Origin of the sequence: Bradyrhizobium sp. LMTR 3, from assembly GCF_001693485.1 — a bacterium.
Taxonomy (GTDB): Bacteria; Pseudomonadota; Alphaproteobacteria; order Rhizobiales; family Xanthobacteraceae; genus Bradyrhizobium.
Genome location: NZ_MAXC01000002.1, coordinates 122,237 through 144,177 on the forward strand (window position 1 = coordinate 122,237; position 21,941 = coordinate 144,177).

General features: G+C 62.6%; 25 protein-coding genes. 16 read left to right on the forward strand and 9 right to left on the reverse strand.

Features of this window, described 5'->3' with window-relative positions:
- The first annotated feature begins 2 nt into the window (after positions 1-2).
- The 3 genes from msrB to LMTR3_RS02160 all read left to right on the forward strand — a co-directional run bounded on the left by msrB (position 3) and on the right by LMTR3_RS02160 (position 1,368).
- A complete protein-coding gene (msrB, locus tag LMTR3_RS02150; RefSeq protein WP_065743451.1) occupies positions 3-413 on the forward strand; it encodes a peptide-methionine (R)-S-oxide reductase MsrB in 411 nt (136 codons plus the stop codon).
- 265 nt (positions 414-678) lie between these two features.
- A complete protein-coding gene (locus LMTR3_RS02155; RefSeq protein WP_065743452.1) occupies positions 679-843 on the forward strand; it encodes a DUF3309 family protein in 165 nt (54 codons plus the stop codon).
- A gap of 243 nt (positions 844-1,086) precedes the next feature.
- Positions 1,087-1,368 carry a hypothetical protein gene (locus tag LMTR3_RS02160; RefSeq protein WP_057842144.1) on the forward strand — a complete coding sequence of 94 codons (282 nt, stop codon included), beginning with the start codon at positions 1,087-1,089 and terminating at the stop codon, positions 1,366-1,368.
- A 53-nt stretch (positions 1,369-1,421) separates the two neighbouring features.
- Here LMTR3_RS02160 and LMTR3_RS02165 read toward each other — a convergent pair whose 3' ends face one another.
- The gene (locus tag LMTR3_RS02165) at positions 1,422-1,958 is read right to left on the reverse strand and encodes a DUF4112 domain-containing protein (protein WP_028349449.1); all 537 of its coding nucleotides are present in this window, start codon (positions 1,956-1,958) and stop codon (positions 1,422-1,424) included.
- 389 nt (positions 1,959-2,347) lie between these two features.
- Here LMTR3_RS02165 and LMTR3_RS02170 point away from each other — a divergent pair, with 389 nt between their 5' ends.
- The 5 genes from LMTR3_RS02170 (at position 2,348) to LMTR3_RS02190 (ending at position 4,104) form a co-directional block, all read left to right on the forward strand.
- Positions 2,348-2,545, forward strand: a complete 198-nt coding sequence (locus tag LMTR3_RS02170) for a hypothetical protein (protein WP_057842145.1) — start codon at positions 2,348-2,350, stop codon at positions 2,543-2,545.
- Positions 2,546-2,559: 14 nt separating this feature from the next.
- Positions 2,560-2,760 (forward strand): hypothetical protein, encoded by a 201-nt coding sequence (locus LMTR3_RS02175; RefSeq protein ID WP_065743453.1) that lies wholly within the window; start codon positions 2,560-2,562, stop codon positions 2,758-2,760.
- A 385-nt stretch (positions 2,761-3,145) separates the two neighbouring features.
- Positions 3,146-3,358 (forward strand): hypothetical protein, encoded by a 213-nt coding sequence (locus tag LMTR3_RS02180; protein ID WP_141686437.1) that lies wholly within the window; start codon positions 3,146-3,148, stop codon positions 3,356-3,358.
- Positions 3,359-3,463: 105 nt separating this feature from the next.
- Entirely contained in the window at positions 3,464-3,838 is a 375-nt protein-coding gene (locus LMTR3_RS02185; protein ID WP_065743455.1) for a hypothetical protein, read from the forward strand.
- 23 nt (positions 3,839-3,861) lie between these two features.
- Positions 3,862-4,104, forward strand: coding sequence for a DUF6719 family protein (locus LMTR3_RS02190; protein ID WP_065743456.1), 243 nt, complete (start codon positions 3,862-3,864; stop codon positions 4,102-4,104).
- Between the two features lie 81 nt (positions 4,105-4,185).
- Here LMTR3_RS02190 and LMTR3_RS02195 read toward each other — a convergent pair whose 3' ends face one another.
- The 4 genes from LMTR3_RS02195 to LMTR3_RS02210 all read right to left on the reverse strand — a co-directional run bounded on the left by LMTR3_RS02195 (position 4,186) and on the right by LMTR3_RS02210 (position 8,352).
- The gene (locus LMTR3_RS02195) at positions 4,186-4,572 is read right to left on the reverse strand and encodes a BA14K family protein (protein WP_065743457.1); all 387 of its coding nucleotides are present in this window, start codon (positions 4,570-4,572) and stop codon (positions 4,186-4,188) included.
- A 248-nt stretch (positions 4,573-4,820) separates the two neighbouring features.
- Positions 4,821-5,474, reverse strand: coding sequence for a response regulator (locus LMTR3_RS02200; protein WP_065743458.1), 654 nt, complete (start codon positions 5,472-5,474; stop codon positions 4,821-4,823).
- A complete protein-coding gene (locus LMTR3_RS02205) occupies positions 5,471-7,564 on the reverse strand; it encodes a sensor histidine kinase (RefSeq protein WP_065743459.1) in 2,094 nt (697 codons plus the stop codon). The genes LMTR3_RS02200 and LMTR3_RS02205 overlap by 4 nt, the downstream gene beginning before the upstream one ends.
- Before the next feature lie 365 nt (positions 7,565-7,929).
- Entirely contained in the window at positions 7,930-8,352 is a 423-nt protein-coding gene (locus LMTR3_RS02210) for a DUF5413 family protein (protein WP_065743460.1), read from the reverse strand.
- Positions 8,353-8,750: 398 nt separating this feature from the next.
- On the opposite strand from LMTR3_RS02210, the gene LMTR3_RS02215 reads away from it, so the two are divergent.
- Complete coding sequence (locus LMTR3_RS02215) at positions 8,751-9,992, forward strand: glycosyltransferase (RefSeq protein WP_210184670.1); 1,242 nt, start codon at positions 8,751-8,753, stop codon at positions 9,990-9,992.
- Between the two features lie 32 nt (positions 9,993-10,024).
- Positions 10,025-11,074: a glycosyltransferase family 4 protein gene (locus tag LMTR3_RS02220; protein ID WP_065743461.1), complete on the forward strand. Its 1,050-nt coding sequence runs from the start codon at positions 10,025-10,027 to the stop codon at positions 11,072-11,074.
- Between the two features lie 60 nt (positions 11,075-11,134).
- Here the strand turns inward: LMTR3_RS02220 and LMTR3_RS02225 are convergent, their stop codons facing one another.
- Positions 11,135-12,256, reverse strand: a complete 1,122-nt coding sequence (locus tag LMTR3_RS02225; protein ID WP_065743462.1) for a DUF2336 domain-containing protein — start codon at positions 12,254-12,256, stop codon at positions 11,135-11,137.
- A gap of 795 nt (positions 12,257-13,051) precedes the next feature.
- Between LMTR3_RS02225 and LMTR3_RS02230 the strand changes: the two genes are divergently transcribed.
- Positions 13,052-13,318, forward strand: a complete 267-nt coding sequence (locus LMTR3_RS02230) for a hypothetical protein (protein WP_065743463.1) — start codon at positions 13,052-13,054, stop codon at positions 13,316-13,318.
- Between the two features lie 158 nt (positions 13,319-13,476).
- Here LMTR3_RS02230 and LMTR3_RS02235 read toward each other — a convergent pair whose 3' ends face one another.
- The gene (locus LMTR3_RS02235; protein ID WP_065743464.1) at positions 13,477-15,075 is read right to left on the reverse strand and encodes a hypothetical protein; all 1,599 of its coding nucleotides are present in this window, start codon (positions 15,073-15,075) and stop codon (positions 13,477-13,479) included.
- 37 nt (positions 15,076-15,112) lie between these two features.
- Complete coding sequence (locus LMTR3_RS02240; RefSeq protein ID WP_065743465.1) at positions 15,113-16,405, reverse strand: adenylosuccinate synthase; 1,293 nt, start codon at positions 16,403-16,405, stop codon at positions 15,113-15,115.
- 290 nt (positions 16,406-16,695) lie between these two features.
- Here LMTR3_RS02240 and ybaK point away from each other — a divergent pair, with 290 nt between their 5' ends.
- On the forward strand, positions 16,696-17,169 hold the full coding sequence (gene ybaK, locus LMTR3_RS02245) for a Cys-tRNA(Pro) deacylase (RefSeq protein WP_065743626.1): 474 nt from the start codon (positions 16,696-16,698) through the stop codon (positions 17,167-17,169).
- Between the two features lie 23 nt (positions 17,170-17,192).
- Here the strand turns inward: ybaK and LMTR3_RS37270 are convergent, their stop codons facing one another.
- Positions 17,193-17,642 (reverse strand): hypothetical protein, encoded by a 450-nt coding sequence (locus tag LMTR3_RS37270; RefSeq protein ID WP_141686440.1) that lies wholly within the window; start codon positions 17,640-17,642, stop codon positions 17,193-17,195.
- Positions 17,643-17,743: 101 nt separating this feature from the next.
- Here LMTR3_RS37270 and LMTR3_RS02255 point away from each other — a divergent pair, with 101 nt between their 5' ends.
- From LMTR3_RS02255 to LMTR3_RS02270, 4 genes are all read left to right on the forward strand, one after another.
- Positions 17,744-18,673: a DMT family transporter gene (locus LMTR3_RS02255; protein ID WP_065743467.1), complete on the forward strand. Its 930-nt coding sequence runs from the start codon at positions 17,744-17,746 to the stop codon at positions 18,671-18,673.
- A 75-nt stretch (positions 18,674-18,748) separates the two neighbouring features.
- On the forward strand, positions 18,749-19,480 hold the full coding sequence (locus tag LMTR3_RS02260; RefSeq protein WP_065743468.1) for a glycerophosphodiester phosphodiesterase: 732 nt from the start codon (positions 18,749-18,751) through the stop codon (positions 19,478-19,480).
- Positions 19,481-19,765: 285 nt separating this feature from the next.
- Positions 19,766-20,581 (forward strand): MlaD family protein, encoded by an 816-nt coding sequence (locus tag LMTR3_RS02265; RefSeq protein ID WP_065743469.1) that lies wholly within the window; start codon positions 19,766-19,768, stop codon positions 20,579-20,581.
- A 103-nt stretch (positions 20,582-20,684) separates the two neighbouring features.
- Complete coding sequence (locus tag LMTR3_RS02270) at positions 20,685-21,839, forward strand: alpha-hydroxy acid oxidase (RefSeq protein WP_065743627.1); 1,155 nt, start codon at positions 20,685-20,687, stop codon at positions 21,837-21,839.
- Positions 21,840-21,941 lie beyond the last annotated feature (102 nt).

Genomic DNA, 21,941 nt, shown 5'->3' on the forward strand with positions numbered 1-21,941 from the left:
AAATGTCCGATACCAAGACATCCGGCAAGGTCGTCAAGAGCGAGGCCGAATGGCGCAAGGAATTGACGCCGATACAGTACGCCGTGCTGCGCGAGAAGGCGACCGAGCGGCCGTTCTCGGGCGAGTATGAGCACGAGCACCGCAAGGGCACCTATACCTGCGCCGGCTGCGGCCAGACGCTGTTCGAATCCGATGCCAAGTTCGATTCCGGATGCGGCTGGCCGAGCTTTACGCAGCCTGCAGTGGACAGCCATGTCGATGAAGAGCGCGATTTCAGCCACGGCATGATCCGCACCGAAGTGTTGTGCTCGAAATGCAATGGCCATCTTGGCCACGTCTTCAACGACGGCCCCGGGCCGACCGGCCTGCGCTACTGCATCAACTCGGCGGCGCTCAAGCTGCAGCCGAAATAAGCTTCGATCCGTTCGAACCTGACTTTGACGCGCAGCGTCATTCCGGGATGGTCCGAAGGACCAGACCTCAGATGCGCAACTGCGCATCGGGGAATCTCGAGATTCTCAGGTGCGCAATTGCGCACCATAGTTCGATGCTTCGCATCGCCCCAGAATGACAGCGTGCCCTCTCGACTTCGGCGGATCGACCAAGGACTCGCGGGCCGGGATATGCTTTGATCCGGGCCGCGGGCGTCGTTTTCCGCGGGCCTTGGGGGGACAAGCGATGTCGCTTGGAACGATACTCATCATTATTCTGATTATTTTCCTGCTGGGCGGCTTTTCCGGCCGTTTCGGCGGCTATGGCTATGGCAGGGGCCATTCCGCGATGGGGCTCGGTGGCGTGATTTTAATCGTGCTTCTGATCCTGCTCCTGCTCGGCAAGCTGTAAGCCAGGGAACCCGTTGAAAGGACGGAACCCATTGAAATAACTTGATTTAATTTGCGCATCCCGCAGCCATGCGTGGATTCATCATCACCCCCGATGTCGGGCTTCAGGGGTCGCATTTTCGTCAAAGAAGCTTATATTGGGAAGTGAAATGACGTGCACGGCGTGGCCCGCCACTGTGGCCCACCGTCATCCAATCCCCATTGCTCACACGAAAAGAGCCGAAAAAGATTGAGGTCACCGTCCATGCGTCCATTCAGCTACAACACCGCCGCCGAACTGTTTCCCGCCGCTATCCGCAAGAAGAAGCGAGCCGGGTTTGCCTATCGGCGTTTTGGCACCGCGGCCGAAGCGGTTCGCTTCGCGATCGAGGAGCTGCCTGCGGACTCGCTGAATGGCGCCTATCTCCAGGTCGAGGAAGCGCGCTTTGACCAGAGCGGCATCCGCTCGCTCTATGAAAGCGAGGCGTTCCCGCTGCCGCGTCGTCCGCGCCCGGCCGCTACCGACGACAAGGCCGACGCCGCCTAAAGCTTCCACTTCTCATACAGCGCCCCCGGAAATCATTTCGGGGGCGTTTTTCTTTAGCGCGGCTGCTTGTCGAGCCAGCGCTTGAGCATGCGCACATTGCGTACGTTGGCGCGGAACATGACGTCGAAGGCGTCGCCCGCGACCGGCACCAGGCCAACCGCGCCGTCAACCGCAACGTTGGCAAGCATCCGCGCCGTGATGTGCCAGGGGGCGCCAAGCGCGCGCGCCTCGCGCACCACCCACAGCGAAATCGCCGTCGTGATGATGTCGCCGACCACCGGGATCAGGCCGATCAGCCCGTCGATGCCGTAGCGGAAATTGGTGCCGGGCACGATGAAGGCGACATCCAGCAATTTGGCGATGGCATCAAGCCTCGCGATCCGCTGCTCGCGCGTCAGCTCGCCGAACGGATTGGCGGCGGAATGACCGAAATCGAACCGCATTCCCTCGAACCGCGTATGCAGGTTCGGCTCGGGGAGTTCGCGCCCCTCCTGGTCGATGACCGGCCCACGTCCGGGCGCGCGCGTCCGGGAAGATGGTCCGGAACGCGAACGGGGCGGCGTAAAGATATCGTCGTCTGACATGGCCATCAGATGGTAACGCGAATGCGAGGCGCAAGTTGCGTCATGCGGTCGCTGCTTTGCGTGAGTCGGATCCGAAAGCTGTCATCACCCGCCAACGGTCGTAATGACGTAGAGGTAGCGCCGCAATACTCGACTTGTCATCCCCGCGAAGGCGGGGATCCAGTACGCCGCGGCTGATCGGTTCAATCAGTGACGTCTCTGGAATACTGGGTCACCCGCCTTCGCGGGTGACGACAAGTGTGCGCCTTTGCTCGTGACGGGCTTTTCCTGACGTTCCCGAACGGAGCATGATTCTAATATGCCTTGGTTGCGCGCGAAGCAGGTGGAATGCGCGCAGCGGGCACACCCGCCATTGAGACGGCTTCGGACAAATCAACGGCACGAAGTGAAGACAGATGAAGAAATTCGTCCAGCTCGCAACAGGTTTGTTTCTCGCACTGGGAAGTGCGGCGATCGTAGCCTACGCGATGGCGCACCTCGCGCAACATAGCCTGGGCTTTCCCCGATCCATACTTCGAGAGCAGGCGCTGATCTGCGCGGCTATTCTCCTTGGCCTCGTCACGATCGAGTTCCTCGCAAGCCGAGAGAAATAGCAGGGTAGCCGACGATGAGGATCATAGACCTGGCTGTCGCCGTCATCTTCTTTATCGCGAGTGCCGGCATGATCGCACTCCTGATGGCTGTATTCGCACACTACGGATTGGGCGTCCCTCCGGCGGCATTGAGGATGAATGCCCTCATCTCGGCCGGCGCACTCGGCGTCGTGCTCCTGGTAGCGATGGCGGGGGCTCGCGAGAATGAAGACTAGTTCGCGGACAATCACGATCGGGGTGCTACGGGGAACGGGGGCTGGAATGTTCAGTGGCAGGACAATCGATAATCGACCTTTGGCGTATTGCATTCCTTGCTCGGAAAGGACGCCGCACCGCTACGAACGATGGAGCGTTAACCGACGTCTCACATCGAAGGCCATCTGCCTGGTCTGCAACAATGATTCGCGTGGCGACACGGGTCGCAACAGCGCCACCGAAATCGCATCTGCAAAGGCAGGCACAGTGTAAGCATCATTGTGATTGACAGGTTTTTCCTGACGCGCCGGCGCAGGATTGCACTCTAGGATGGCGGTCATTGGTGGGGGGCGCCGCGTGCGCAATGGGACGAGGAGCAGAAGGGTGGGTCGAACCAAACGCAAATTGATCAAGCTGTCTCGGGCCGAGCTGCTGCATGAGCGGGCCGTCTTTTGCAAGCGTCTGGCGATTGGCGCGGCCGATCCGAGATTTGCCGAAAAACTTCAGATATTGGTCGACGAATATGAGGCCGAGGCCGCGCAGGCAGCATTACAAGCCAGCCCGCAGCCTGGACTCGGCGAGGCCCTCAACACCCAGCCGCAGCATCAGACAGGTTGACGGATTGCAGTGCATGCGGCGTGGCGGCGATATCGCCACTCGGAGATTCTCTGGTTCGGTGATTCCGGCATCCGTGTCGATCGACACACAACATCAGCCCACGGCATGGCAACGCGATACGTTCCCGACGACGTGCGGGACTTCATATTGAAGCACATCGCTTCGGTGGCGCAGATCGAGGCGCTGCTTCTGATCTGGTCCAACCCGGAAGAGCGATGGGGACTGCGCCAGATTGCGGCCCGCATCTATGCCAGCGACACGGAAACCGAAACCGCGCTGGCCGGGCTTTGCACCGACGGGCTACTGGTTTGCGAGGGTGGAGTCTTCGAGTTACGAACCTCAGCGGAAAACGCCGAGATGATCCGAAGGCTTCAGGAAGTCTACGCCCGCTACCTTGTTGCCGTGACTGACGTCATCCATAACAAATCGCGCAACATACTCCGGGCCGCCGACGCGTCCGAACCTGGAAAGGACCAATGAAGGTACGAAGGATTTCCTGCAAAATGGCAGGCTGGAGTGCGTTCCTGACGGCTTTGTTCATCGTCCAGCCGTGCATAGCCCAGAAGCTCCATTCTTACGAACCGCTGATGATGGACCCCTACTCCACCATCTACGTCGATGACGGCTCCTGTTCGGCTGGCAAGGTCTTGAAGGTGCAGGGCGCAGCGAAGAATCATCGCCGGAAAAAGAGCTGCGTGCCACTGAGTGATCTGCAGCCCGGCACGCGCTCCGGATCGGCCAAGTAGCCCGGCGGCGAGACAAAGCCGTCGCCCCGGCCTCGAACGCCACGGGCCGCGGACCTTCATCCGCGGCTTCAGCACCTGTCCCTATGGGCAGGGATGCCGATAGCCGTCATATCCGAGATAAGTGCCGGATACGGGATCATAGGAGCGGTATCGTTGTGCGCAGTAGGCGACCGCATCATTTGCCCGGGCCTGACTGTTGGCGATGGCCCCTCCAATGATAGCGCCGGCAGCCAGTCCGCCGAGCACGGCCGCGCCGGTGCCGTGGTGGCGTCGATGCCAGCCGTAGCGGTGGTAGTGCGGCCCACGATGCCAGCGGCGATACTGCACGGCCTCGGCCGGCTGAATCGATGCGGCCAGCCGCTCTGCCCCGGCCACCGCCATCATTGGTGATGCCGCGGCCGGCTGGAGCGGGATCAAGGGCGTTACTCCGAGCACAATGGCTGCCGAAACAATTTTGCATGATTTCATCTGATTGCTCCCGTTCTGCGCTCTTGTCCAAGCTCGACCGACAACGCACCCGCGGCCGTATCGTTCTGACAGGTTAATCCTGACGCTTGGCACGCCGCGGAGCAGGAGCTGGTATTTCGCCTAGAGCGCTTTCAAGCAAAAGCCTGCCCCGGACTTGATCCGGGGTGGACGACGGTTCGCGTCAAGAAAACGCGTCAAACAAGAATCTAGAGCCCGGTTCTGATTCAATCAGAACCGGGCTCTAGCGCTCAGTTTGGAGCAGCGAGCCAGCCCCGCCTGATGCCGTAGCGGACGATATCCGCGCGGCTATGCAGGCCCTTCTTTTCCGATGCTCGTGCCTTGTAGGTCTCGACGCTTTTGACGCTCACCTCCAGATCGCCGGCGATTTGCTTGTTGCTGAACCCTTGAGCGACCAGCTTGAGCACATCCTCTTCGCGCCTGCTGAGTTCGCCGCCATCACCGCTATCGGCCGACGTCAGTTCGGGAGCGCTCGTTGACGCCTTCTCGGCGATAGCGGGATCGAGGTAGATGGCGCCGTCGTTGACGGCCCTGATCGCGCGAAGCAGTTCGTCTCCGGCGGATCGCTTCAGGAGATATCCCCGTGCGCCAGCTTCGAGTGCCGGATGAATATAGGCGCGGTCTTCATGCACGGTCAGCGCAATGATCTTTACCGCCGGGCACCGCTTGCTCAGCCGGCGCGCGAGTTCCAGGCCGCTGATGTCGGGCAGCGAAAGGTCGATCACCGCAATGTCGGGGGAGCATTCGCAAATGGCTTTCAGTCCCGTTGTCCCCGTATTCGCCTCGCCGACGAGTTCGACCTCGGGCACGCCTTGTAACAGCGCGCGTATGCCGGCGAGCACGACCGGATGGTCATCGACAAGCGCGATGCGAATGGGCGTCATGCGCCGGTCTCCTGTACTTCCATCTCCTGCATTTCCAGCGGGATCTGGACAAAGATCGTGCTGCCTTTTCCTGGCGCGGATTCCACCGCGATCGTGCCGCCGAGCAGCGCGACGCGCTCCTTCATGCCGGAGAGGCCAAGTCCGGACGGTTGACCGCCGCCCATCGCATTGCGGCTGACGCTTTCCGGATCGAAGCCAACGCCGTCATCCTCGAGAACAAGCGCCAGCCCGTCCGATTTCTTCTCGAGCACGATACTGACCTTGCTGGCGCTGGCGTGCTTCAGGACGTTGGTCAATCCCTCCTGGACCAGTCGATACAGCACCGCCGCGACATCGGGAGGCAGCGAATTGTCCCGCCCGAACGTCTGGATATCGATACGAACGCCATAACGCTCCTGCCACTCCGCGACGTAGGCTTCGATCGCCTTGAAGATTCCGAGGTCGTCGATCGCGGTCGGCCGCAGGTCCGACGCGGTGCGGTGAATGTCCCGGCCGATCTGCGCAGCAAGCTGCTCCAGCCATCGCACCTGCTCGGTGGCTGCTTCCGGGTTGCCGCCTTTCGCCAATCCCTGTTCAAGCGCCTTCAAGCCGAGAGACAATCCCGTCACCGTCTGGCCGATCTGATCGTGCAGTTCTCGCGAAATCCGGCGCTGCTCTTCTTCCTGGGCCGAAGCCAGGCGACGAAGCAAGTGAGAACGCTCGGCCTCCGCGCGCTTGAGGATATCGATGTCGGCGAGCACGCCGTGAATCACGTGACGCCGGTTGGGCGGACCTTCCGCCCTGCCTGCCGCACGCAACCAGTATTCGCCGCGATCGTCGGATTGAACCGGAAATTCGACGCTGCCTGATTTGCCGCTTTCGAGGCAAGCGCCGCCGAACGAGGCCAGAGCCGCGCGATGCGGCGGCTCGAGCAACGCAAGGATCCGGTCCGCGGACCATCTGGTTTCGCCCGAGCGGGCGCTCGGCAACCCCAGCAATGCGCCAAAGCGGCTGCAACCGCTGAACTCGTTTGCGGTCAGATCCCAGCGCCATGTACCGAGTTCGGCGGCATCGATGGCAAGCGCGCCGCGTTTTTCGCTGTCCAGCAGCGCTGCGGCCGACTGAAGTGCCTCCATGCGACGCCGCTGCGCGATCTCGCGGGCGATCACCAGCCCAAGCGCGATGGCGAGCCCGACACTCGCCGCGGTTCCTCCGACCAGCAGCCGCAACGAGCGGGATACGGGAGCGTTCAGTTCAGCGACTGGAACACCCACGTGGACCGACCATCCTTCGGTGCCCACCAAGCCGCGATGGACCGTTTCGACATCCATTCCCTCCCGCGTCTGGGTGCGCAGCGAGTTCGAGCCGCCGCGGGCAATGGCTTCCTGCACCGCGGGCGTCTTCGCGCTTGCACTGACGGCCCTGGCATCGGGCGTTCGCGCGACAATCTCGTCCTTGGCGTCAATGACGGTGCCGGCCCATCCGGCGGGAAGACCGGCCTGACCAAGAATGGTACCGATCTGATCGGGCAACAGCCCGACGGTCAGGACGTAGCGAAGCTCGCCCTCTCGAACAACCGGCACACGCAGTGCCACGAGCCGCTTGCCGATGGAGGCCTGGTACGGCCCCAGTCCGCCAAGGACCGGCTTACGTGTGCGGAGCACGGCGTTGAAGCTTTCGCTATCCGTCACCGGCCCGAGCGGCGCGCCGAGCGGCCGCAATACGTTGAGGACCTGCTCCTGGTCCGGCTTGGTCAGGAACGCGGTCTCCCACAGCGGACGGGCGGCGACTATTCGTTTCGCCTCGCGATAGAAGTCGCTCAAGTTGCCATCGTCGAGCGCGGCCGAGCTTGCAAGCGTCTCAGCGACCTGTATTTCGTGGGAAATCTCGCTCTCGATCCGGTGCGCCACTTGCGTCAGCGCCTCGGTGGCGGCTTGGCGGGCGTAGCTGCGTTCCTGGTCGGCGGTGATATAGGCCATCCATCCCCCGAGCAGCAGGACCGGAATGGCGGCGGTCAGAACCAGCGCGGTGAAAAGCCAGATGGCTTCCTTGCTTCGGCTCGAACCGGAGGTCAGCCTGTTACTTAACTCCGCGATCATGGACGCGCGCATGTTGCTTCGCCGGCGAAAATTGACAACGCTGTGGGCTCCTTTACATCGCACTCCCCGATCGGACCAGCCTGACATTCGTCTGCCAAGCGCCATCTTGACGGCAGAGGTCAGGTAATTCCTGACGTTCGCAGCCGGCAATCTCGCTCCCCGACACGGTCATCCTACTTGGTTGGAAGCGTCGAGGTATCCAGACCAAGGGACGAGAAGAGATAGGGACTAAAATAGGACAACCGCCGGAACGAACATCGGCGCGGCGGCGGAGCTATGGGGTGGGCAAAGCGAAAGCGTGCCCACCATCACTTGCACCGGATGCTGGATGGTGGGCACGGCACTATCGCGCCTTTGCCCACCCTACGACACCGTCCTTACGTCGAATGTACTGGCTGCGGCTCGTCCACGTATCGGTGCGCGAGCCACGACGACAGCGCCGCAGGCACCATGCCGACGATGCCGTAGAGCAGGAACTGCACCACGCCGGTATCCGGTCCGCGCGAACCATAGAGCAGCTCTGACGCGGCAAATCCGATGGCGCCCACGATCAGGATCCGCACCACGGGAGAAATGCGCTTGACGTGACAGAGAATGTCGTCGATGGCGCCGATCATCAGCGCAGGCACGATGCCGAACAGATAGCTGTATTGCAGCGTCTTGGCGAACGCGCCGAGGAATTTCCCGATCTCCGACCAGTTGGTGTCGGTCCAGTAGCCCGAGGCCACCGTGGTCGCGAACAGCATCAGGAATCCGCCGACGAACGGGCCGATAGCTCCGAAGATCAGATAGCGTTTCATGGAACTGCCTCCTGGCGCTGGCTACCCAATACAGCAGCTCAAGGGCCAAGTAAATTTGTCCGTTCTACCTTCCCATTGCGCGAGAATTGCCGACAGCACCAGCATCTGCATCAGGTTGCGCCGAGAGCGATGAACAAACGTTCAGCAATATTACCTCGGCCATTCCCCGACGTCAGGCTGAAGAAACTTCCGCGCACTTTCCGACTTATGCTGATGGGAAAAAATGGCACTCCCCGAGGAGGGGGAGCCATCGTTGGCAACGATCGGCCGGCTGGAAAGTTCGGCCAGCAGAGGGGTTTTCGCTCGCGGATGCGCGATCCGCAATTGCGAGCTTGCTGAGACTTGGAAAGCTTGAGGCAGCATTGCCGCGATGCAAGAACCATAGAGGCTATTCTTCGATGTCCATGCTCACTTCCGCCGTTCAACGCTCCACCCTCGGGCTTCACACGCTCGAACAGTACGAGCCGCTGATTGGCGCTGCGACGGTCGATCGCATAGCGGCGAAGGCCGATCGGGTGCGCACGATGCGCGTCGCCCATATCAGTTCAACGTTCTACGGCGGAGGTGTCACCGAACTGCTCACGCCGCTCACCCTTATGATGAATGCGACCGGCATCGAAACCGACTGGCATCTGATCCAGGGAACGCCGGGCTTCTTTGGCTGCACGAAGAAGCTGCACAATACGCTGCAGGGCACCAGCCTGGAGTTTTCCGACGCTGAAAAGACGATCTACGAAGAGGTCGTGTTCGAAAATGCCACGCGGCTTCATCTTGACGACTGCGACGCAGTCATCGTGCATGATCCTCAGCCTCTGCCGCTCATCACGCATTTTTCCGATCGGGAAATGCCGTGGCTCTGGCAATGTCACGTCGATCTGTCGTCGCCACACGCCTCGGTATGGACCTATCTACGCAAGTTCATCGAGCAATATAATGCAACTATCTTTTCGCTGCCCGAATACGGCCAGGATCTCCAGGTCGGTCAGCATTTCGTCACCCCGGCGATTGATCCGTTCTCGGCGAAGAACCGGGAGATGTCCGACCGCGAGAGACGGGAATTCCTTGGCAACTACAAAATTCCGACAGATCGTCCCTTGGTGACGCAGATTTCCAGGTTCGATCGGTGGAAGGACCCGATGGGCGTGATTGAGGCCTTCCGCAAGGCGAGAGAGCAGGTCGACTGCACGCTCGTACTCGTCGGCAACAACGCCTCCGACGATCCCGAGGGCGGAAAAATTCTCGAGAAAATCGAGAGCGCCGCCGATGAAGGCATCATTGTTCTCAGCGTCGACGATCCAACCCTGGTCAACGCGCTGCAGCGCTCTGCCGCCGTGGTCCTGCAGAAGTCGACCCGCGAAGGCTTTGGCCTCACGGTCACCGAGGCGATGTGGAAGGGCGCCGCCGTCATCGGCGGCGACGTCGGAGGCATCCGGCACCAGATCAAGGACGGATGGAACGGATTTCTGGTGAGCACGCCCGATCAGGCGGCGGCGAGAATGGTCGAGCTCTTGAAGAATCCGAACTTGCGGGAGGAACTCGGTACGCGTGCGAAAGAAAGCGTGCGGCAGAACTTTTTGATGAGCCGACTACTAGAGGATTGGCTCGACCTGCTGTCCAAATACGAACGGCCGGTGGTTTGACGGTTTGGTTCGATCTCGATGGTAGAAAGCCCATGCGGATTGCCCAGATAGCGCCTCTGGCCGAAAGCGTCCCTCCCAGACTTTACGGCGGCACCGAGCGCGTGGTGGCGTGGCTGATCGATGAGCTGGTGAGCCTGGGACATGAGGTGACATTGTTTGCCAGCGGGGACTCGGCAACGTCAGCTCGGCTTCATGCGGTTTGGCCTCGGGCGCTTCGCCTTGGCCGCCCGCGGACCGACCCGATGGTTGCCCAGACGGCGTTGTTGGAAGCGGTAGCCCGCAATGCGACCGAATTCGATGTCATTCACGCGCATATCGATTGGCTGCACCTGCCACTCCTGAGCCGGCTCGGCGTTCCGTTTCTAACCACCTGCCACGGGCGCATGGACTTGCCTGGCTTTCCGGACGTGGTCCGCAGCTTTCCCGACGCGCCGTTCGTTTCGATATCGGACAATCAGCGCGTTCCCCTAAGCGAGGCCAACTGGATCGGCACCATTTACCATGGCTTGCCGGCCGACCTGTTTCGACCTTCGTTCGAGGCCGGCTCCTACCTTGCCTTCCTGGGCCGGCTGACGGCGGAGAAAGGACCGGAAGCCGCCATCCGGATCGCGCGCGCTGCCAAAATGCCGCTTCGTATCGCCGCAAAGGTCCCGCGCGGCGATAGAAGCTACTTCAAGGAACAGCTCGAGCCGCAGATCGATGGCAAGCAGGTGCAGCTCACCGGTGAGGTCAATGATGACGCGAAGCGGCAGTTTCTGGCAGGCGCTGCGGCGCTGTTGTTTCCGATCGATTGGCCAGAACCATTCGGGCTCGTCATGATCGAGGCCATGGCGTGCGGCACGCCCGTCATCGCGTTCAAATCAGGCTCGGTGCCCGAAGTCATCGACAACGGCATTACCGGGTTTGTCGTAGCGGATGAAGCAGAAGCGGTCGAAGCGATCGGAAGGCTCGCCGAACTCGATCGAAGCCAGGTGCGCGGGCATTTCGAGAAGAGGTTCACCGCTAGGCGCATGGCGGAAGAATATCTTCGCCATTACACAGCACTGGCTCGCCACCGCGCCAATGAAGCCATTCCGGCATGAGGCGGTGCTGGTGGATATGGACGAGCTACATGCGAACCTGACGTGCCCGTCGTCTGTAAGCTACCTTCGGCCGGCCGCCGCTACAGCCGCCACGGGCTCGCTCTTCTTCCCGAGGATCCGGTCGGAGCCGAAACGAATGGTCCACTGCGCCACCGACAGCAGCAGCGATTCATAGATCGCCACGCACTGCTCGAGTTCCCGGTCGGTGGATGGCGGACAGTTCGGACGATTGCGGACGATCATCGTCGTTGTCGACCAGCTCAGCAGCGCAGCCTTGCACGCGACGATCAGGCCGTATACCCGGTCGGGCTCGAGCAAGGGTTCGATGGCCTCGATCTTGACGTCGGCCTTCAAGGCGAGCGCTGCGACGACGTGGGAGTATTCACCCCGCACCGCAAACCGGTTCACGATCGAATCGTTGAGCTTGCCCGTGCGATTGAGCGCGACGACTTCGCTTTGCGCCTGGGTATAATCAATCGCCTTCCGGGCCGCGCCACCCTGTCCGGCGGCCGCGGCAGAACCTTGGGTTTTCTTCCGCGCAAGTGGTCGCGACGCCGTCAAGAACCGCGCGCGGACCACGTCGGCAACTCTGCCCAGAAGCTCCCGAAGCAGGTTGCCGGGAATGTCCAATCGAAGCCCGAGCTTTTCCGCGAGGACTTCGTCACGCTCGGCCCGCCCCACCAGCGTCGCGTAGCCGCATTCGGAGAAACGCGCGCCGGCGTTGCGCGCGAGCGCGTTGGAGACGTGGACGTCGCCAAATCGCATCAGCGCATCGGTCAGCGCCTCATTGAGAATCTTTCTGTCCGATATTGCCAGCAGATGCTGCTGGCTGCGGCTTTGGACGATTTCAAGCAGGTCGGCCTCCAACAGGCAGTTGGAGCATCTGAGAACCGGCGCCGCCAGCAAGTGGTTTTCGTGAAATGCAAGCTTGCGGATGGTCTGGCGCGGGGCGCGGTCGATGGTGGAAAGGGCCTCGCTGAGCTGGACCACGGTTTTCGCGTTCACCCGCTCGATCAGGTGGGCGAGAACGCCATCGACGGCTGCGATCTGCGATTCACCGAGACGATCGACATTGGACAGGAACAGGTCCGTCACCTCCCCGAAAATCCGGGCGTCGTGCTCGGGTCCCTCCTTTTCGGCGCCATTCAATTCCGCGCGCAAATTCGGCGATGCAGCGGGCATGGCTATGCCGCCTCCGCACCGGTCGTGCCGGCTCGCCGCGTCACCTTACGGTCCACCGCACGGATGGCCGGCATCTTGGTGAATCCATCGGCAGCGGCATGAACGCGCATTTGAGTGCCATTCGACAGGCTGGTCTCGGCAGCTTTTTCACTTCAACGACAGCAATGAGGCGGGTGCGAGCAATAGCCGCTGATCGTACTCAGCCTTCCCTAACGGGTGGTTGTTCCGGAGCGCTGATTTTGCGCATTTTTACGGAGTTTTGGGCAGATGAAGGCGGACCCGGCCATCTGCCAGGCATCCGGGCCGGGCAGCATCGGCTTCGGGAGGCCTCAGCCCGGACAACCGAAGTCATGGTTGCCGCGTCGTGAACGGGCCGGCCGCGAATGACGTTTCGGCGCCGGCCTGTTCGATCACGGCTGAGACGGCGTCTGGAAGACCCGCGTCCGTTCCTTCTCCGGAACCATCGAGCCGACATAAGAAGCGCAGCGCAAAACCGGGTTGTCCCACTTCCGCGCTTCGCTCGACGTGGCGCGCACGCAACAGTCTCGAAAAGTGTTGGCGCGAGCTATTGCAGCTTCGCAGCGAGCCATTGCAGCTTCGCAGCATTGGCGCATAATTCGCGTGGGGCCGCGCAGCACTTTTCGATTCGGACATCGGCAGAAATCGAGCAACCACACCGGGTGAGTTCCCGGTGATGGACGACGTGTGCGGCAGCGCAAACCGCGTGCAGCGCCCCCAATGAAAAGCGGCCAGCACCGCACGCAACCCTGCACGCAACCTTTGGGGAACGGCTCAATGACTATCCATCGTACAAGCAAGATCGCGCTTCTCTTCGCCCTCGCCGTCGCGGCGACCGCGCTTTCCGCACGCCCAAGCCTCGCCTTCTCGGAGGCGCAGCAGATGTGCACCGGCGATGCCATGCGGCTATGCGGCCATGAAGTCCCTAACGTCCAGCGAATCACCGCCTGCATGGTCAGGAACCGCGCGCATGTCAGCCCGGGCTGCCGCGCCGTGATGGAGCGCGAAGGCGCCGCACGGCGACGAGCCGCCGCCTCCCAGTGACCGGTCCCTTCAGTTGACGACGAATGCAAAACGGCCTCAGCAGGAGCAATGCTGAGGCCGTTTCACGTTGGAATCTTTGGCTACGCCGCGACGATCGATTTCCTGGCTCAAACGAGATAAGCTCGAGCTCAAGCGCGCTTCTCCTGAGCTCGCAGCAGCTACTCCCCCCACAGCGCGAAGGCATCGTTGAACGCGCGTTCGCCCGGAGAGCCCTTTTCGATCGCGATGATGGCGCGGCGCTGGTTGACGTAGACCAGCGGAACGTCGAACCAGGAGCGCTCCTTGAGGAGCTGCAAGTTGCGGGCGCGGTCGGAATCGACGTTGGAGAGGCCGACCAGGAAGAAGCCGTCGGTAACCTTCACGGCGAGCCCAGCCAGCGGCGTGCCGCGCGCCTGCTCGTTGGACTTCATCAAAATGCCCGGCACGTTGCCGACGCCGCCGCCGGAAAAATCCTGCGGCAGGATGAAGGTCAATTCCGCGGTGTGGCTCGCCGGCAGCGAGGTATCGGTGTTGCGGCGGAACGACATCGTCATCTTGAACTTGCGGTCGGGAATCTCGATGTCGGCGCGCACGGCAACGTCCGGCTTCTGATTGCCGCTCGCCCTGATCGGTTCGGTGCGCCAGATCACCGAGCCGACATATTGCTTGCCCTTGGGATCGGACGGATCCTCGTCATACAGCACGACGCGCTGCGCCACGGGTGCCACGTTCTCGCTCGACGACGGCTGGCCAACGCGGTCGGGAATCTTCGGGCGCGACTGCGGCGCGGCCGGATCCTTCGGCGCTTCCACGACGGATGCGGATTTGAACAGGCCGCTCACGGCTGTCACGATCGACTTGCCCCAGAGGATACCGGCGCCGACCAGAATGAGGACGATGCCGACCGCAATCGCACTCTTGAACGGAAACCCGGCGCCTGCGCGCTTCTTCGGCGGCTCGCGGTCGCGGTCCTGCGACAGCCGCGGGCGGTCGCGCAGCGGCGGCGGCGCGTAACGGTCGGCTTCCGCCTGCGATTCGTCATACGAATACGGCACCTCGGGATCGGCGCCGCGGTCCTCCATGCTCGGCTCGAGCCGGTCGAATTCCGGCGAGGGCGACGGCACGTTGGCATAGGTCTTCCGCGCATTGCGGTTGGCTTGCGCCGCGGCGCGGCCAAGATCGTCGGCGTCGGCTGCGATGTCGCGGAAGCCGCGCATGCCGGGCGGCTGTGGCGGCGTCGGCGGACCACCATTATCCGGGCCGCGGCGGGGGCCGCGCTCGCGAGGCGGCGGTGGCGGCAGGCCAGCATCCTGCGTCGGAATCTGCGGCGGCTGCGGGCGCGGCGCGCCAGGCGGTGGCGCATCGGCGCGCAGATTGCGCGGCGGGCGTGGCTCCTCGCCAAGCGGCGGACGGCCATCGCGCGAGGGGCCTTGAGAAGGCGGGCGCGGGCGTGGCGTACCCGGCGGCGCGGCAGCCGCTTCCGGCGGGCGGGCATTGGCGCGGCGGAAGGCATCGCCGCCACGCGCAGCCCCGCCACCGCCGGGCCGCGAAGCCTCGCGGGCGCGCTGGGCGGCTTCCGATTCGACCTTGCGCACGGCCTCTTCCAGCGACAGCCGCTCGCGGGTGATTTCGGATTCGGAAAGCGGCGGCTGAACGCTGCGCAACTGCGCGATCAGCGCGGTACGCGCCCGCTCATAGAGCGCACGGCGGCTCTCACCTGGAGCATTGGGGTCCAGGCCGGCGATAGCGCGTGCAATCAGCGGGTAATAATCAGCCATTTCTCTTCAATACTGCAGCCCCGACGGTAACATCCCGTTAAGCCTCAAACGGGTTCTGCACCAGGATAGTATCCTCGCGTTCGGGGCTCGTGGAAAGCAATGCGATCGGACAACCCACGAGTTCCTCGACCCGGCGGACATATTTAATGGCCTGGGCCGGCAGATCTGCCCAGGAGCGGGCATTGGCAGTCGGCTCTTTCCAGCCCTCGATGGTTTCGTAGACCGGCACCACCCGGGCCTGGGCGCCCTCGCCCGCCGGCAGATGGTCGATTTCCTTGCCGTCCAGCATATAGCCGGTGCAGACCTCGATGGTGTCGAAGCCGTCGAGAATATCGAGCTTTGTAAGCGCTAGACCCGTGATGCCGCAAGTGCGGACTGTCTGCCGCACCAGGGCGGCGTCGAACCAGCCGCAGCGGCGCGGGCGGCCGGTGTTGGTACCGAACTCGCGGCCCCGCTCGCCGATCTTGCGGCCGATCTCGTTGTCCTGCTCGGTCGGGAACGGCCCCTGCCCAACTCGCGTCGTATAGGCCTTGCAGATGCCGAGCACATAGCCGACCGCGCCTGGGCCCATGCCGGTGCCGGTCGCCGCCTGCGCGGCCACGGTGTTGGACGAGGTGACGTAGGGATAGGTGCCGTGGTCGACATCGAGCAGCGCACCCTGCGCACCCTCGAACAGGATGCGCCTGCCTTCGCGGCGCTTGAGGTCGAGCAGCCGCCACACCGTTTCAGCATAGGGCAACAGCCTTGGCGCCAGCGCGCTAAGCTCTTTCAGAATGCCCTTGCCGTCGATCTCCTCGAGATTGAGCCCGCGGCGCAACGCGTTGTGGTGCGCCAGCAGCCGATCGATCTTGTGCGGCAGCGTGTCGAGGTCGGCCAAGTCCATCAAGCGAATCGCGCGGCGGCCGACCTTGTCCTCATAGGCCGGGCCGATGCCGCGGCGCGTGGTGCCGATCGCGGTAACGGCGTTACTGGATTCGCGCAGCGCATCGAGGTCGCGATGCAAGGGCAGAATCAACGTGACGTTTTCGGCAATGCGCAGGTTTTCCGGACTGACGGCGACGCCCTGGCCCTTCAGCCGCGCCACCTCATCGAGGAAGGCTTGCGGATCGAACACCACGCCATTGCCGATCACCGCAAGCTTCGACGGCCGCAGCACGCCGGACGGCAGCAGCGCGAGCTTGTAAGTCTCGCCATTGATGACGAGCGTATGACCGGCATTATGGCCGCCCTGGAAGCGCACGACGATATCGGCCTGCTCCGACAACCAGTCGACGATCTTGCCCTTCCCCTCGTCGCCCCACTGGGCGCCGACGACGACAACATTGGCCATTTTTAAGGTGTTCCCTGCAAATCTCTTGGTTCCAGCATGATTTCACCGGAGAACCGGTACCTGTGTTTCCGGACCATGCTCTAAGCTCGCCCAGCCATAATCACGGCCGGGGCCGCTCGCGTGCAGGGCGCCCCACCGGATAAAGGAAGCAGGTGATCTAGGCAAGCAAGAAGGCGGCTTTAAGGGGGCCTTAGAACGGCTCCAACCCATTGATATCCCCGTAAAATCCTGGCCATCCCGGCCTTGCGCGGGCAAGAAACGCATTAATGTTCGGCAATGATGGAATGGCCATGTCCAAAACCACCCGTGCAACGCTAGCGCTGGAAAAACTCGGCGTGAAATTCGCCCTGCACGCTTACGACTACGACCCGGATGCAGCGAGCATCGGGCTGCAGGCGGCGGAGGCGCTCGGCGTTGAGCCCGCGCGCGTGCTGAAGACATTGATGGCCGAGGTCGACGGCAAGCCGGTCTGCGCCGTGGTGCCGTCGGACTGCGAGGTCAGCATGAAAAAGCTCGCGACCGCGCTTGGCGCCAAGGCGGCGAAGATGATGCGGCCGGCGGATGCCGAACGGCTGACCGGTTATCATGTCGGCGGCATCTCGCCGTTCGGACAGAAGAAGCGCCTGCCGGTCGCGATCGAAGAAGCCGCGCTCGGCCATACCAGCGTATTCCTCAATGGCGGCCAGCGCGGCCTGCAGATCGAACTCGATCCCAACGACGCCGTGAAGGCTGCGGGCGCAATCCCGCGCGCGCTCGTGGCGTGAGCGGCCTTCGCCGCGGCGGAGCCCTATTTGGTGAGTTTGGGCTGCGTCTGCGCCCATAGCATCGACTCGATGATGGCCTCGCGCAGTTTCGGGCGCTGTTCCTCATCGCATTCGATGAACGCCAGAATGGAATTGGCGCGAACGGCAAACTGATGACGTGTTTCGGCTTCGGCTTCTTCGGCCGACATCGGCTTGTTCAAGGAATGACCCACCATCTGCAATCTGCAAAAATTCGATGTCACGGACAGACGAAACGCTTGAGAGCGGAATAGCCTGCAAACCGTGGTCCCAACGATCGAACGAACGCCCAATACTGAAAGTAGCCAGGAATAACTCACTGCATGCGCCCCCCGAAAAACAAACCAAGGTTGGGTCACATGAAACAATCGTCCTTTGATTGCATATTTGCCTGCCCGCTGGCAACCCCAAACAGCAGCAAGACGCGCTGCATGGTCGCGATGCATCTGCACCATTGATGAGCGGCGCAAATCGGTGTCTGTGACCAGGGCCGGGCCACATTCCGGCCCGGCGTCGATCGCCGGGCGGGCCGCGGCGCCATAAACCGGTCCCTCGAATGTCGGCTACCGAACAGACTTCACCCGCACGATCCGGGAACTGGCTCGCCAATCAGCCCTATCTGCTGCTCAGCATCACCGCGCTGTGCTGGGCCGGTAACGCCATCGTCGGGCGGCTGGCCGCCGGCCACATTCCGCCGGTGACACTGTCGTTCCTGCGCTGGTCGTTCGCGTTCCTGATCATCCTGCCGTTTGCCTGGAAGCATCTCGTCAAGGACTGGGCTGCGATCCGCGGCCGGCTCGGCATCATGATCGTGCTCTCCGTCACCGGCATCGGCGCCTTCAACACGCTGCAATACTGGGCGCTCGAGCACACCCAGGCGCTGAACACGCTGTTGTTGCAGTCGGCGGGACCGCTGGTCGTCGCGGTGTGGTCGCTCGTGCTGCTCGGTGTGCGGCTGACGCTGGCGCAGGCGGCCGGCGTTCTGCTCTCGATGGCCGGCGTGCTCATCATCCTGCTGCATGGCGACCTCACCAAGCTGTCGGGCATCGACTTCAACATCGGCGACCTGATCTTCCTCGTGGCGCTCGCGATCTTCGGCATCTATTCGGTGCTGTCGCTGAAGCGGCCCGCGATCCACGGCCTCTCGTTCGTCGCCTTTACCTTCGGCGCCGGCGCGGCCTGCCTGATCCCGCTGTTCATCTGGGAACTGTTCGCGCGGCCGCTGATGCAGATCGACACCGCGAACTTCTTGACGCTCGCCTACGTCGCGCTGTTTCCCTCGACGATCGCCTATCTCTGCTTCAATCGCGGCGTGCAGCTCATCGGCGCCAACCGCGCAGCCCCCTTCTTTCACGTGGTACCGGTGTTCGGCGCCGTGATGTCGATCGCCTTCCTCGGCGAGCATCCGCAAGTATTCCACTTCATCGGCTTCGCGCTGGTGCTGACGGGGGTGTTTGTCGCGTCACGGAAGCCTCAAACTGCCTAGGACGTGCACTACGGCCGATGGCCGATTTCTGAGCTCAAGCGGACACACGTTTTGAGCGCAGGTGGATGCCCGCAAATGACCCCAAAGCGGATTGACATTTCTCTCTTCGGGGAGATTGCATGGCGCGCGCAGCTTGGCTGTACGGACCTCGTCATGAAGCTTATTGCGCACCGTGGATGGTCCGCGGGTCCGGGTGAAAACTCGCTCGCGGCGTTCGCACGTGCCGCCCGTGACGGCAGAATATCTGGCGTCGAATTCGACGTCTGCCTTGCAGCGGATTCCGACACATTGGTGGTGTCACACGGCCCGCCGCCTCATGTCGAGAATGCGCTTACCCTCGATGTGGCACTGTCGCTTCTTTCACCAACTGACCTTGACCTGTTTGTGGAGGTGAAGGAGACGGGACTCGCCTGTAGAGTCATCGAGAGGCTGGTTGCCAGCAACGTAGCCCGTCGCTCAGTCGTGTTTGCCTTTGCCGCCGTCGCAAGATCCTTTCCGTGGGAGGGTGCGCGACCGGTGCGCCTGGGCATCATCGTTAAATACCCGTGGAACCTGAATCGTGCGGTGCGCAGGTATGCGCCGGATGTCCTCCTGCTCGGCTGGGACGCGCGCGCTTGGACGCGAGTCGCTTTTCGCGCCTGGTGGTCCGTTTTCTCACTTGAGCAGCTTGCGCGACGCCACCACGTGCCGGTTGTGGTAGGAATCGTGCAACGCATGGACGACCTTCATTGGCTCTCGCGGCAGCGCCTCTACGGGGTGGTTGCCGACGTCGATCGCACTATCGGCCGCAGCGCCAGACCTGATTAGGCCGGTGCAAACCCGTTCGTCGCCCGTGAACTATTCGAAAGCAGCTGACAAATCGGCCTGATCTGGCGTGGGAAACCGGCTCTTTCGGTGACGTCGTCTTCTGGGCCCAAGCCCGACATGCCGGCAGGCTGTGCCAATGTCTGCTTCCGAGAGAAAGGCGGAATCGCAACCCCTCTGTCCGTACAGCCGATTTATGGGCACACGTCGCAGTTCCGGGTGGTTCGCGACGGTGACTTGCCGTCATAAAACCGTTATCTCTTTGGCCCGCTTCGTTTAGGCATTTCGATGAAAGTCCGCGCCAGCAATCTGATGATCGGCACCCTGACCCTGGCCCTGATCGCCGGGTCGCTTGGTGCGTGGCTCGGCTATCAGAAGTTCGCCGGCATCAAGCAGAAGGTGCCGTTCCGCGTGATCTTCGAGGGCTCGGCTTCGGGCCTGCGCAACGGCGGCAGCGTCAATTTCGCCGGCATCCGGGTCGGCGAAGTGGTGTCGCTGAAGCTCGACCATCCGCGCCGCGTGGTAGCCCTCGCCATGATCGACGGCAACACGCCGGTGAAGAGCGACACCCAGGTCGGCCTCGAGTTTCAGGGGCTGACGGGAATCGCCGCGATCTCGTTTACCGGCGGCTCCGATGAGGCGCCGCCGCCGTCCAAGGGCGCGGACGGCATTCCGGAGCTCACCGCCGATCCGGAAGGAATGCTCAATACCCAGGAAAAAATCCGCGTGGCGCTGCGCAACGTCGACCGCGTGATTGCCGACAACGAGGTGGCGATCAAGGATACTTTGCGGAATTTCGAGACGTTCACCGCCTCGCTTTCACATAATGGCGCAAAGATCACGTCCATCATCGCGACCGCCGAATCCGGCATCGGCGCGGTCGACGGCGCAATGGACAAGACGAAGGATTTCCTCGGCAGCCTCGCCAGCGACAAATATGGCGGCGAACTGCTGCCGACCGTCATTTCGCTGCGCGAGCTGATCGAGAGTTTCGACAAGAAGTCCGGGCGGGTGATCGCCGAGACGCGAAAAATGCTCGGCGACGTCAGCGAATCCGTCAACAAGGCCGGCCAGAAATTTGGCGGGCCGCCTCCCCGCCGCTAACCTGCCGTTCGCATAACAACCAAAAAATGGAACGCCCGACGTGCTCGACAAATCCGCAAACTTGACTGCGCCGCCTCCGACCGTGACCCGGACCGAGAGCGCAGTGCCGCGGGCTCTGCAGAAATATCTCTCGCTCGACGATTTCGAATCCGTTGCGCGGCGGCGGATTCCAAAATTTCTCTACGGCTATATTTCCGGTGGCGCCGAGACCGATGCCGCGCTGCGCGACAACCGCAAGGCCTTCGATGAATACGGCTTCGTGCCGCGCGTGCTCAACGACGTCTCCGGCCGCGACCAGACCACCACGCTGTTCGGCAAGACCTACGCCGCGCCGTTCGGCATTCCGCCGATGGGTTCTTCCGCGCTATGCGCCTATCGCGGCGACATCGTGCTGACGCAGGCCGCTAGGTGCGAGAACGTGCCGATGATCTTGAGCGCCTCCTCGCTGATCACGCTGGAGGATGTCCGCGCCGCCAATCAGGCCGCGTGGTATCAGGCCTATCTCGCAGGTCTTCCCGAACGGATCGAGCCGTTGGTCGATCGCGTGACGGCGGCCGGCTACGACACCTTCGTCGTCACCGCCGACGTGCCGGTGCCGCCGAACCGCGAGAACAACATCCGCAACGGTTTCCAGGTGCCGCTTGCGATCACCCCGCGCGTGTTCTGGGACACGGTCACGCATCCGCACTGGCTGTTCGGCACCTGGGCGCGCACCGTGATGAACCACGGCATGCCGCATTTCGAGAACATGGACGCGCAGCGCGGCCCGCCGGTGCTGGCGAAAAACCTGATGCGCAACATCGGCGCCCGCGACCAGCTCGCCTGGAAGCACGTCGAGCTGATCCGCAAGAGGTGGAAGGGCAAGCTCGTGGTCAAGGGCATGGTCTCGCCGGCCGATGCTAGAATCGCGCGCGAGAGCGGCGTCGATGGCGTGATGCTCTCCAACCATGGCGGCCGCCAGCTCGACTACACGATGTCCGGCCTGCGCACGCTGCCGGAGATCGCGGCAGAAGCCAAGGGCATGACGATCATGGTCGACGGCGGCATCCGCCGCGGCACCGACGTGATCAAGGCGCTCGCGCTCGGCGCGCATTTCGTCTGGGTCGGCCGCCCCTTCCTCTATGCCGCGATCGCCGGCGGCCAAGCCGGCGTGCAGCGCGCGATCACGCTTCTGAAAGCCGAGATCGACCGCGATCTCGCACTGCTCGGCATCCGCAAGCTCAGCGAGATCACGCCGGATCTGGTGCGGAAGTTCTAGAGCCCGATTCTGATTATAGGGCGTGAATCCATTCAGATTGGTCAGCCCGCTTAGGTGCGCATTCCGGACTCAAGTCGGACATCATCGCAGGTCCGGAAAAAG

Bases quoted from the DNA above. Each gene is read 5' to 3' on its own strand.
- LMTR3_RS02155 (WP_065743452.1), top strand. From the start codon at position 679: ATGTCGCTTGGAACGATACTCATCATTATTCTGATTATTTTCCTGCTG.
- msrB (WP_065743451.1), top strand. From the start codon at position 3: ATGTCCGATACCAAGACATCCGGCAAGGTCGTCAAGAGCGAGGCCGAA.
- LMTR3_RS02265 (WP_065743469.1), top strand. From the start codon at position 19,766: ATGAAAGTCCGCGCCAGCAATCTGATGATCGGCACCCTGACCCTGGCC.
- LMTR3_RS02160 (WP_057842144.1), top strand. From the start codon at position 1,087: ATGCGTCCATTCAGCTACAACACCGCCGCCGAACTGTTTCCCGCCGCT.
- ybaK (WP_065743626.1), top strand. From the start codon at position 16,696: ATGTCCAAAACCACCCGTGCAACGCTAGCGCTGGAAAAACTCGGCGTG.
- LMTR3_RS02255 (WP_065743467.1), top strand. From the start codon at position 17,744: ATGTCGGCTACCGAACAGACTTCACCCGCACGATCCGGGAACTGGCTC.
- LMTR3_RS02210 (WP_065743460.1), bottom strand. From the start codon at position 8,352: ATGAAACGCTATCTGATCTTCGGAGCTATCGGCCCGTTCGTCGGCGGA.
- LMTR3_RS02205 (WP_065743459.1), bottom strand. From the start codon at position 7,564: ATGCGCGCGTCCATGATCGCGGAGTTAAGTAACAGGCTGACCTCCGGT.
- LMTR3_RS02240 (WP_065743465.1), bottom strand. From the start codon at position 16,405: ATGGCCAATGTTGTCGTCGTCGGCGCCCAGTGGGGCGACGAGGGGAAG.
- LMTR3_RS02195 (WP_065743457.1), bottom strand. From the start codon at position 4,572: ATGAAATCATGCAAAATTGTTTCGGCAGCCATTGTGCTCGGAGTAACG.
- LMTR3_RS02225 (WP_065743462.1), bottom strand. From the start codon at position 12,256: ATGCCCGCTGCATCGCCGAATTTGCGCGCGGAATTGAATGGCGCCGAA.
- LMTR3_RS02165 (WP_028349449.1), bottom strand. From the start codon at position 1,958: ATGGCCATGTCAGACGACGATATCTTTACGCCGCCCCGTTCGCGTTCC.
- LMTR3_RS02215 (WP_210184670.1), top strand. From the start codon at position 8,751: ATGTCCATGCTCACTTCCGCCGTTCAACGCTCCACCCTCGGGCTTCAC.
- LMTR3_RS02235 (WP_065743464.1), bottom strand. From the start codon at position 15,075: ATGGCTGATTATTACCCGCTGATTGCACGCGCTATCGCCGGCCTGGAC.
- LMTR3_RS02170 (WP_057842145.1), top strand. From the start codon at position 2,348: ATGAAGAAATTCGTCCAGCTCGCAACAGGTTTGTTTCTCGCACTGGGA.
- LMTR3_RS02230 (WP_065743463.1), top strand. From the start codon at position 13,052: ATGACTATCCATCGTACAAGCAAGATCGCGCTTCTCTTCGCCCTCGCC.
- LMTR3_RS02185 (WP_065743455.1), top strand. From the start codon at position 3,464: ATGGCAACGCGATACGTTCCCGACGACGTGCGGGACTTCATATTGAAG.
- LMTR3_RS37270 (WP_141686440.1), bottom strand. From the start codon at position 17,642: ATGGTGCAGATGCATCGCGACCATGCAGCGCGTCTTGCTGCTGTTTGG.
- LMTR3_RS02175 (WP_065743453.1), top strand. From the start codon at position 2,560: ATGAGGATCATAGACCTGGCTGTCGCCGTCATCTTCTTTATCGCGAGT.
- LMTR3_RS02200 (WP_065743458.1), bottom strand. From the start codon at position 5,474: ATGACGCCCATTCGCATCGCGCTTGTCGATGACCATCCGGTCGTGCTC.
- LMTR3_RS02260 (WP_065743468.1), top strand. From the start codon at position 18,749: ATGACCCCAAAGCGGATTGACATTTCTCTCTTCGGGGAGATTGCATGG.
- LMTR3_RS02190 (WP_065743456.1), top strand. From the start codon at position 3,862: ATGGCAGGCTGGAGTGCGTTCCTGACGGCTTTGTTCATCGTCCAGCCG.
- LMTR3_RS02220 (WP_065743461.1), top strand. From the start codon at position 10,025: ATGCGGATTGCCCAGATAGCGCCTCTGGCCGAAAGCGTCCCTCCCAGA.